The 1,100-nt window shown below is 47.5% G+C and carries 1 protein-coding gene; it reads left to right on the forward strand.

Annotated elements, in window-relative coordinates; translation table 11 throughout:
- A partial coding sequence (locus R7O13_RS24435) for a regulatory ATPase RavA LARA domain-containing protein (protein WP_318304878.1) occupies positions 1-1,100 on the forward strand: 1,100 nt, incomplete at both ends.

A 1,100-nucleotide genomic window follows, 5' to 3' on the forward strand; every position in this document is an offset into this window, starting at 1 on the left:
TGAAGGACAACGGCCGTTATGTCCGACTCACCAAAGGTTACTTACCTACAGCGCAAGTCGTTTTCCTTGATGAGATTTGGAAAGCGGGCCCTGCGATTCTGAACACTCTGTTGACCGTCGTGAACGAAAAAACATTCAAAAATGGCAGTGACATTGAACGTGTTCCAATGCGTTTGCTGGTTTCTGCTTCCAACGAATTGCCAGACGAGGATAGCGGCTTAGACGCACTGTACGACCGAATGCTCGTACGTGTGTTCGTAAACCGAATTCAGAATAAGCAAAACTTCAAATCCATGCTGACCGTTGGCACATCGCAAGAAGCGCAAATTCCGGAAGGTTTGGCGATTACCGATGAAGGGTATCACCAGTGGCAGCAACAACTCGACAAACTGACACTCACCGACAATGCGTTTGAAAAGCTGTTCCAACTAAAAACGATGCTGGAAACCAAAGTGGAAGCACAATTTGGTGACGCAGCACATACCGACATGTACGTGTCTGACCGTCGCTGGAAAAAGGCGGTTAAGTTACTGAAAGCGAGCGCTTTCTTTAATGGTCGTGATGAAATTAATCCTCTTGATCTGTTGTTATTGCAAGACTGTCTCTGGAATAGCCCTGAGTCGCGTGATGTCGTGCGTGAAGTGGTACAAGAATTCGCGCTCAAGCACGCATTTGACCAACAAGACGCAGAGCTGGAAATCGAGTACTGCCGCGAGTCTTTGATTGATGTTCAGCATGAGCTAGAAGATACCTACCGCATGACGCTGACCTCTGAAGCAGCAACCGGTATTTTGCGCAAAGAAACCATGCGTTTCGATACTTCGAAGGCGAAAACCTACAAAGTGGGTGCAGCTGTTAACCTAGTGAAGCTGGTGATCTTGCAAAGCAACATGTCGGTATCGGAATCGGAAAAAGGGGATAGCCGCTGGGTTTATGTACCGAAAGATGAACTGGACCGTGTGATCAAAGATGGCCAAGGTGATGTGTACGGTTACGTAAACCAAAACACCAATATGTGTCGTCTGCGTTTTGATGTGGATGCGGCGAACAACTTGGTGATCCGCGATATTGCTAACCGCGGTATTTTGGTGAGCTTGGTA

The organism is Vibrio sp. Y176, from assembly GCF_033438945.1.